General features: G+C 38.6%; 3 protein-coding genes and 2 pseudogenes. All 5 read right to left on the reverse strand.

Annotated elements, in window-relative coordinates:
• On the reverse strand, positions 1–297 hold a 297-nt coding region (trxA, locus tag BN338_RS04440; RefSeq protein WP_039759413.1), incomplete at its 3' end, for a thioredoxin.
• A 174-nt stretch (positions 298–471) separates the two neighbouring features.
• Positions 472–3,944 (reverse strand): annotated as a pseudogene (addA, locus tag BN338_RS04445) (double-strand break repair helicase AddA).
• Between the two features lie 2 nt (positions 3,945–3,946).
• Positions 3,947–7,069, reverse strand: coding sequence for a double-strand break repair protein AddB (gene addB / locus BN338_RS04450; RefSeq protein ID WP_039759414.1), 3,123 nt, complete (start codon positions 7,067–7,069; stop codon positions 3,947–3,949).
• 386 nt (positions 7,070–7,455) lie between these two features.
• On the reverse strand, positions 7,456–9,030 hold the full coding sequence (locus BN338_RS04455; RefSeq protein WP_039759415.1) for a peptide chain release factor 3: 1,575 nt from the start codon (positions 9,028–9,030) through the stop codon (positions 7,456–7,458).
• Positions 9,030–9,363 (reverse strand): annotated as a pseudogene (gene lysK / locus BN338_RS11620) (lysine--tRNA ligase); the annotation flags it as partial. The pseudogene lysK and the gene BN338_RS04455, both read right to left, overlap by 1 nt.

Consider the following 9,363-nt stretch of genomic DNA (forward strand, 5'->3'; position numbering starts at 1 on the left):
AGAAAGACGTCCTTTAGAGGTAGCACCAACCATATTTGATGAGACACTTCCATTTTTAAACATTAATAATGTAGGGATAGAACGTACTCCATATTGGGTAGCCAATTCCGGATTTTCGTCAATATTTACTTTGACAATTTTAACTTGATTTTGCATTTCCGTTGAAATTTCATCCAAAATTGGAGCAATCATTTTGCAAGGACCACACCATTCTGCCCAAAAATCAACCAAAACAGGGGTAGAAGAGGTTAGAACTTCACTTTCGAAATTATCCTTATCAACTTTTGTACACGTCATTGATTTATCCTTTATACTCATTTTTATAAATTGGTATGATAACAATTCATATCAAGTTATTGCAAAAATAAATTATTAAGGCGTTTTTTTGTACCCAAAATTGTGGAGCGTATTTATTTGAGCATTTTATGAAAGTAAAAAAGCGTAAAGATACTTTGAAGGGAAAAAATAACTTTATAAGGCAATTTCATTAAGACATGCCTCGAGTTTTTCTGGAGGAAGTTTAAAAATTTTGGCTTCTTTACTGTAGATAAGCAGAGCTTGGACATCTTTATCCGGATGAATAGCTTGCAACAATTTTCGATAAAGCGCCATTTGCAACCAATGATGAGGAGGAATAGCAGCTTCATTTTCTGGGGAAAACCCCGTTTTAAAATCAGCAAAGATAATGCTCTTTTTCGTGATGTAGAGACGGTCAATTTGACCAGAAATTGCTTGTTCTTTTCCACGAATTTTTACAATACCCATTAAGGGAACTTCAACACATGAATGCTCAGTGAAAAGAGGTTTGAGGTAATCATGATCTAATATTTTTCCAACATGGCGAAGAGCATTTTTTCTTTGGCTCTCATCCCAATGAGAGGCTTTGATATTGAGATAGTTTCGAGCATAATCTTGATGTTTTTGTGGGGAGCAGTCGGGTAGATATTGTAATAATCGGTGAATGAGATAGCCATATTCAATGAAAAAAGCTCTGTTGGTGTTTATTTCTCCTAAAACAGGTGAAGTGAAAAGCTGTTTTGGGCTTGAAGAAAGCTCTGTATCAGCTTCAATGGAAAGGCTTGCGACAGAAGGTTTTAACGGTTTTGGGAAAATTGGTTCTGCTGGTACTTTATGAGAGAAAAAAGCAGGCAAAGGTGGTAAGGCTTGACTCTCAGTGCAGGGAATTTCTTGGTTTAGAGAGGCAGAAGAAGATGTAATGCAATAACGCCAAGCCGCAATATCTTCTGCAGGACCTTTTATAGCAACCGCATGGGGTTCAAGAGCTTTCTTTACCAGTTGTAGCCATGTATGAGAGGTTGTTTTTTTACCTTTATATCCACAAATAAATAAACGATCTTCAGCGCGTGTCATTCCTACATAAAGAAGGCGTCTATATTCTTCTTCGGCACGCTCTTTTAAATGTAAAATTGCTTGTTTAGAGAGTTTTGTATCAAACTTTTCATTGGGGCGCCAAATAAAAGCTTGTTGTCCATTCCCTTGTGCATTGTTTAAAGGAACTTTAAGCAAATGAGGCGCATGCTGAGGATGCCAAACCGCACTACCAGGATCAACCAAAAACACGATAGCAGCCTCTAGTCCTTTTGCAGCATGAACAGTCATGATGCGAATTTCTTCATTGTTTTGTTCAAATTCACGTTTAATTTCTGGTTCACTTGCAGTTAATGTTTCTAAAAAAGCTTGTAATCCTGGTAATCCTGTTTTTTGAATAGCGAGCGTATAATCCATAAAAGCATCAAGCACATCATTTGCTTCAGATCCTAAACGAGCTAGAATTTTTTGTCTTCCTTTATCATTATTCAGAATATGACTATAAAATTCGAAAACTGGTATTTTATCCACTAAAGTGCGATAATGGCTCAGCTTTTCAAAAGCGTCCTTAAAAGATACCTTTGATGATGCGTGCGTACATAAACTTTGCCAAAGAAAGCCAGTTCGGTGTGCAGCAAGCTGATAAAGTTCCTCTTCACTAAAAGCAAAAAGGGGACTTTTTAAAACGCAAGCAAGAGAAAGATCATCTTGTGGCTGCAAAACAAAACGCCCAAGCGCCATTAAGTCACGGATACTAATATGTTTAGTGAGTTGTAAACGATCAGCTCCTGCTACAGGAATATTAAGGTGTTTAAGAGCACGAGAAAGAGCTGAAACAAACTGATCACGTTTACGGACCAAGATCATAATATCACTTGCCCGTATTAAACGCCCCTTTGCCGGAAGCATTTCGCCTTTTTGTAACCAGTCAGCAATCGTTTCAGCAATTTTTTCTGCTAAACGAACTTCAGGTGTATCTAAATGATCAACACTCAAATGCCAATCATGAGGAAATTCGCTTGTTTCTTTGGAAATGGCATCCCATATAACAACTTCACCTGGGCTATGAACACGAATAGCTTCATGTACTGTTTTTGTATTTTCTGCCGAAAGTCCTTTATAGTTTTCTGGTGTTTCAAAAACAAGATCAACGCTTTTAAGGACATCTGCTGTAGAGCGAAAAGAATAATGCAGTTGTATTTTTTCAAATTGCTGATTTGTTTGCTGCGCTTTTTTTTGAATGATTCGTCCATTTGCAGCAAAGTTTTCTGGAGCAGCGCCTTGAAAAGAATAAATAGATTGCTTTTCATCTCCAACAGCAAAAAGAGTCCGTATATTTGTTCGTTGGCTATATCCTGAGAAAAATTCTTGTGCCAACAGTTGAATAATTTGCCATTGCTCAGGATTTGTGTCTTGTGCTTCATCAAGGAGAATATGATCAAGCCCCTGATCAAGTTTATAATGCACCCATTGGCTTGCACCTTTACGCTGTAACAAATGAAGCGTACGCTCAATAAGATCATCAAAATCTAAGAAGCCATTGGCCTTTTTTAGATTCGTATAGATTTTGAGATAAACGGCACAGAGCTGAAAGAAGCCATATTGAGAGCGGCAATTTTTGCACATTGATGTTTTTCAAAAAGAACAGAAAGCTTGTTTTGTTTATCTTCAAGCATTTGTTGAATAAAAGGCCAAATTTCATCTGATTTTTTACGAGATAAACATGAAAAATTACGCGGCTCACCTTTTGTTTTAAAATAAATATCAGAAATAATATTGAGAATTTTTGTCTCATCTCGCGCTTTTTCTAATTGGGAAAATTTTTCCACCATATCCTTCAAGCTTTGGCTACCGTTGATTTCACAATGTTTAAGAGCATAAAGGGGGAGGCGCGCAGTCTGTTGAATTTGTTCCAGCAGGCATTGATTTGTTTCATCGGGCGCTAAGTTGAAAAGCGCACGCAATTTTTCTTCTCCATTTTCAGATAAAAGAGAAAATAAAAAATCAGAGAGTTTATGTTGCTTTTCAACGGCTTCATAGAGCAGTTGGTTAAAAGTATGTTCGCTAATAACTTGAAGTAACTGTTGCAAAGCAGGTTGTACATCACGACGTGCTAAAAGTTGGCGACGGGATTCTTGTTGTAATTTTTTGCGACTGATATCATCGGGAAGTTCGAAATGACCCGCAATATTGGCTTCTAACATAAATTGATGCAAAAGAGATTCGCAAAAAGCATGAATTGTTTGGATTTTTAAGCCACCAGGTGTTTCAAGAGCACGTGCGAAGAGTTGCCGTGCATAAGTTAATTTCTGCGCATTGACGGGTTTATTTTCAAACCGTGTTAAGGTTTCTTGCAGCTGTACATCATCCAGTTCATTCCAACTGGAAAGTGTGCGAAAAATGCGTGATTGCATAACAGCAGCAGCAGCTCTTGTATAAGTAAGACATAAAATACGTGCTGGAGGCGTACCGTTTAAAAGCAAACGAATAACACGTTCACTTAAAACGTGCGTTTTTCCAGATCCAGCATTTGCAGAAACCCACACGTTTTTTCGAGGATGTGTTGCTGTTGCTTGCGCATCAAGAGCAGCTTCAGGAATAGAAAAAAAAGTCATGATTACTCTTCTTTATGAAAACCACTTGACCATTCCCACAACCGTGCCAAATGGTCGTAGTCACCTTCATATCGTTTTGACATAATAGGGACGGCATGTGAGAGATAGCCTTGTTGTGGATTTTGATAATAAGTTATAAGTGCAATAAGATTTTTCCACGCAATTTTACCGAGCTTAACAGCACTTAAGTGGGTTTCTCCTTTACTTAAAAGAATTGATTGGGATTTAATTTCACCCTTTCCGTTCAGGGGAATGTAAAACAGATTTGAGGGGGTAAGGTCTTGAAAATCTGGAAATGCTCCTTCCATAAGCAAAGCTGTTTCTAAAGCCAATTGTGGAAATAATAATTCACGAACTTGTTTTGATGAAGGAGGCGTTCCGGTTTTAAAATCTAAAATTTCAATCGTTTTATTGGGCAAGACATCAAGACGATCAGCACGTCCTGAAAGGGTTATCCCTGTCGTCCCTATAGGGATTTTTTGTGAGACCACTTCAGCATATCGCTCTCGCGGACCTAAACTTTGTTCCCATTGAATAAGGCGTGGAGCAAGATTATCAAAAATATTCCACCAAATAGCTTCAATATCAGGTGGAAAATTGAATTTATCAAATTCTTTACGTCCAATAGCAAGTAGGACATCTAATGCATTTGCAGCATTTGGTTTTTTTATTTGTGTACAAAAATTTGCAAGAATAGCGTGATAAAGTATTCCGCGCTCAATAGCACTAGGGTCATGAATAAGCGCTTTAAGTGGTTTGAGCCGTAAGATTTTTTTTGCATAAATAGCATAAGGATCATAACGCAATGTTTCTATTTCAGTGACCGAAAAATGACGTGGACGCATATCAAGGGGCGGCGCAGGGCAAGGACGTTCTACATCAGAAATCATGTTGGTATGATCAAGCATCTTTGTCCAATGGCGTAATATTTCACCTCGTTCACGGATTTGTTTCCAAGCCTGTTTTCCTACAACTGTTTCTATGCGTTGTAGCCAGCGTGAAGGAATAGAAGGGGTGTGATTAACACGCAATGCGCGACTCATCACCACTTTATCCATTCCCATAGCCCATTGAAAATCATGCGCAGAAAGACCAATATGCTGCTCTGGTGGTTCCAGAGTTAACATCATTTTCATCGGTCGCGATAAAAAAGCATCATTTCGGGTTGATATCGGCCATGACCCTTCATTAAGACCTCCTATAACCACTGTATCAACCGTTTGCAAACGTGATTCCAAAGTACCCCAGATGAATAAACGCGGATGTCCTCCAGGTGAAGGTGTAACAGAACGCGTTGCGATCAATGCGGAAAACATAGCAGGCCATTCGCAAAGATGAAATGTTAATCCTGATTGATCACTGACCAATTCCCGTAAAAAATTTGAGAGGGCTTGTCCTGCTTCGTGTTGATAAAGAAGCGCTAGAGAATTATCCTCATTGCGACCAAAATTTTCAAAAACCTCAACTGTTGCTATCGCCGCTTCATTGAGGGTGCATTCTTTCTCTTGTTTCATGAGAGAGGCTAAAGGTTCAACAGCGTTCCTCAAAAGATGACAAAGGAAACGTGCTTCTTCAAATTTTTGCTGATCAAGAGCTTTAATTTCAGAACGATCATGATCATGGGAATATGTCTCAATCCATTTTTCAAGAAATTGATCACATTCACAGAGATTGATACGCCCCGTATTCCCTCGAAGAACAAAAAGTTCAAAATTTTCTGCCATTTCGCGTAAGCGATGACGGTTTTGTTGGAGTGTGGTCAATGGATGTTTAAGGAGAGAAAGAAAAGCAATGGGATCATTAGGTTGCAATACATTTTCTAAGATAAGCCGTAAAAGTGTTACAGGCAGTGTTTGTGCAAGTGGTATTCCCCCTGAATCATTTGCTTCAATTCCAAATCGCTGTAATTCCGCAGCAACACGGCGTGCTAAATTACGGTCATTTGTAATAAGAGCTGCAGTTTTTTGAGGTTCTTCAATAGCTCTGCGTAAGGCAACTGCAATAGCGAGAGCTTCTTCACGTTCGTTGATAGCTTCAATAAATGACCAATCTGCACAAAGAGCCTCATAATCATCACGGACAATTTGTATCCATTTATCTGTCGTAGAAGCTGGTCGCAGTGCTTCCGATAAAAGAGCCATTCGCCTTTTCTTTGTACTACTCTGTTGGCCAATTTCGCAAACATGATGACGTTGACACCCCATGAGAGAAAGAAGTTTTTTTAAATGATATTGAGGATGGCTAAAAATATTTTCTACATGATCAAGAAAATCACAAGCTGTTTTTTCTTTATTGCTTGTACTGAGTGCATTCCATTGTTCTTCATCCATATGAAAATCAAGTCCAGGAAGAACAACAGCCCCTTTTGGCAAAGAGGCTATAATCTTTAAAAGATGAGAGACTGCGGGAATAGAACCGGACACACCAGCCGCAATGATCGGTTTATTAGGCTGTGTGCGTTGTAAAGTCTCTGCATGCATTGTAAGTGCTTTATTACGCCATTCAGCGGGATTACTTCGTTGCCTTTCTTTCAAGATTTGTGGCCAATTTTGCGTAACAATAGTCAGAAAATCGAGCGTTATTTGCCACCATTCAGCGACCATATCAGGAGCAATATCTTTCAGTTTTGACCAGTCTGCTCCTTCTGTTTCAATTTCATCCATCAAATGAGCTAAATCTTGAGCAAGCCAAATTGCATCGGCAGTATGAGCTGGAATAAGAACATCTTCTGTACCAAACATGGCACGCAGATGCGCAGGCAAACTTTCACGCCATGGACGAATAAGACGCGCTAAAAGCAGTAGACGTTCACTTTCTCCAATAAGCGGATCGAGAGCATTGGTATAATTTTCAACAAAAAGGAAACTATCTTCATCGACATCTCCTAAGGCACGAATGGTTGGCAATAAAGTTGATTGTGTATTGCTTCTTTCAACAAAGGCTAAACGCAAAGCCCGAGCCGCACGACGTGTCGGAACATAAATAAGGCTATCGGCAAGAGCTGTTTGAATATCTCCATTGGAAGCAAAATTATCAATAAGGTTACCAGAGAGCAGCGCCTCAACAAAGTGAGGCAAAAAAGCCGTTCCAGAAGATATAGAAAAAACACGTGGTTTATAAGTCATATGATCTCATATTGAGGATAACAAATCCCATCTTATTGTTTATTTGCATTATTTTGACTGTATACAATTTTCATACAAGGAAAAACTGAAAAGCTCTATTTATACAGGAGATTTTTAGCTGACATTCAAAATACTTAAATATATGATCTTGTCTTAAACCATTGTGAAAAAACATATCAAAATTTTAAAAGACGTTACAAATACAAATATATTATAACTTATTGAACATTATAAATAAATTTACTGCTCTCTTTATATAATGCAATCTTAAAGTGCTCTTTACATACTCCTTTCGTTTTCAGAAAAAAATAACAATATTTAAATCCACCACTCAATGTGAAAAATCATTATCAACCAAGTTGTTACATAAAAAATTCTTCTTTACATTAAGAGCGTACTTGATAATCTTTAAAAGTAGAAAATTTTATCTTAGGGGCTCTTTCTGCTTCATAATTCAATGAAAAATGGTTTTCCGCTAAAAAAACTGGATCACCTTCTAAATCATACGCAATAGCAGAACGGTGGTTGTTGAGAAACTTTTGCAACTCATCTTTGCTCTGCGCTGAAATCCAACGGCATAAATTAAAACGCGCAGACTCAAAATTTACTGGCAAAGAATATTCTATTTTCAATCGTTCTTTTAAAACATCAATTTGCAAAGCACCAATAACACCAATGAGAGAAGGCGACCCATCATCTGGAATAAACAATTGTACACCCCCTTCTTCAGCCATTTGTTGCAAAGCTTCTTTGAGCTTTTTTGCTTTCATTGGATCACCTAAACAAACACGACGCAAAATCTCTGGTGCAAAATTGGGTACTCCTTTAAAGAGGATATCTTCCCCTTCTGTCAAAGTATCGCCAATACGCAATGTTCCATGATTAGGGATCCCTACGATATCACCAGCATAAGCTTGATCAGCAATTTGGCGTGAACGTGCAAAGAAAAATTGTGGAGCCGAAAGTGTCATCGGTTTTCCTGTTCGGACCAACTTTGTTTTCATACCACGTTCAAGTGTTCCTGAACATACTCGAAAAAATGCTATACGATCACGATGATTAGGATCCATATTTGCTTGAATTTTAAAAACAAATCCCGTCATTTTAGGTTCAGTTGCTATGATATCGCGCTGATCTGCACTTTGATCACGAGGACTTTGACCAAAATCAATAAGCGCATTGATCAAATCACGAACACCAAAATTTCGTAAAGCTGAACCAAAATAAACCGGAGTCATATGACCTTCACGGAAAGCTTGAAGATCAAAATTCTTGCAAACACTTTGAGCAAGTTCTACCCCTTCAAGAAAAGTTGCACGTTCATACTCTGGAAGTAAATGGACAACCTCACTGGGATTTGAAACAATCCGCTGTGTTATCTCATCATCTTTTTGACGAAAACGGTTATGATGAAGATCAAAGGTACCAACAAAATCTTTACCCGTTCCAATGGGCCATGTTATAGGGGCGGTATCAAGCGCAAGTTTTTCCTCAATTTCATCTAAAAGCTCTATAGGATCACGCGCCTCACGATCCATTTTATTGATAAAAGTAACAATGGGAATATCCCGCATCCGACACACTTCAAACAGTTTTAGTGTTCTAGGCTCAATCCCACGGGCTCCATCTAATACCATGATAGCACTATCAACAGCCGTAAGCGTACGATAGGTATCGTCCGCAAAATCTTCATGACCAGGGGTATCTAGGAGATTAAAAATATGATTTTCATATTCAAACGTCATCACCGAAGTCACAACGGAAATACCACGATCACGCTCAATATTCATCCAGTCAGAACGGGTTTGAATACGATCTTTTTTGGCTTTTACTTCTCCTGCAAGTTGAATAGCACCACCAAACAATAAAAGCTTTTCCGTCAATGTTGTTTTTCCAGCGTCTGGGTGAGCAATAATTGCAAATGTACGACGTCGCTTTACTTCCTGGACTCTTCGTTCCATTATTCCTCCATAGGTCGTGCAAGCGCTTCAGCAATCAGTGCACGCATTTCATTAATCCCATAAAGCGCTATAAATGATCCCCATCGTGGACCTCGCTCTTGTCCTAAAAGGACCTCATACAACATTTGAAAAAAAACATTGGAGACACCAGGACCACCTTCAGGGCTTTTTTTGCTATGATCCTGGTAGCGCTCCGTTAGACGTGCAACATCAAGAAGTGTATTTTGTAGTGTGTTGCCATCAACAGCCTCAGAAAAATTGGCTAATTTTTCATCAATTTGTGCTAATGTTGCGCGCTCATTATCATCTGGTATACGAAACTTCTTGTTTGGT

Origin of the sequence: Bartonella queenslandensis AUST/NH15 (assembly GCF_000312585.1) — a bacterium.
In the GTDB taxonomy this organism is placed as follows: domain Bacteria; phylum Pseudomonadota; class Alphaproteobacteria; order Rhizobiales; family Rhizobiaceae; genus Bartonella; species Bartonella queenslandensis_A.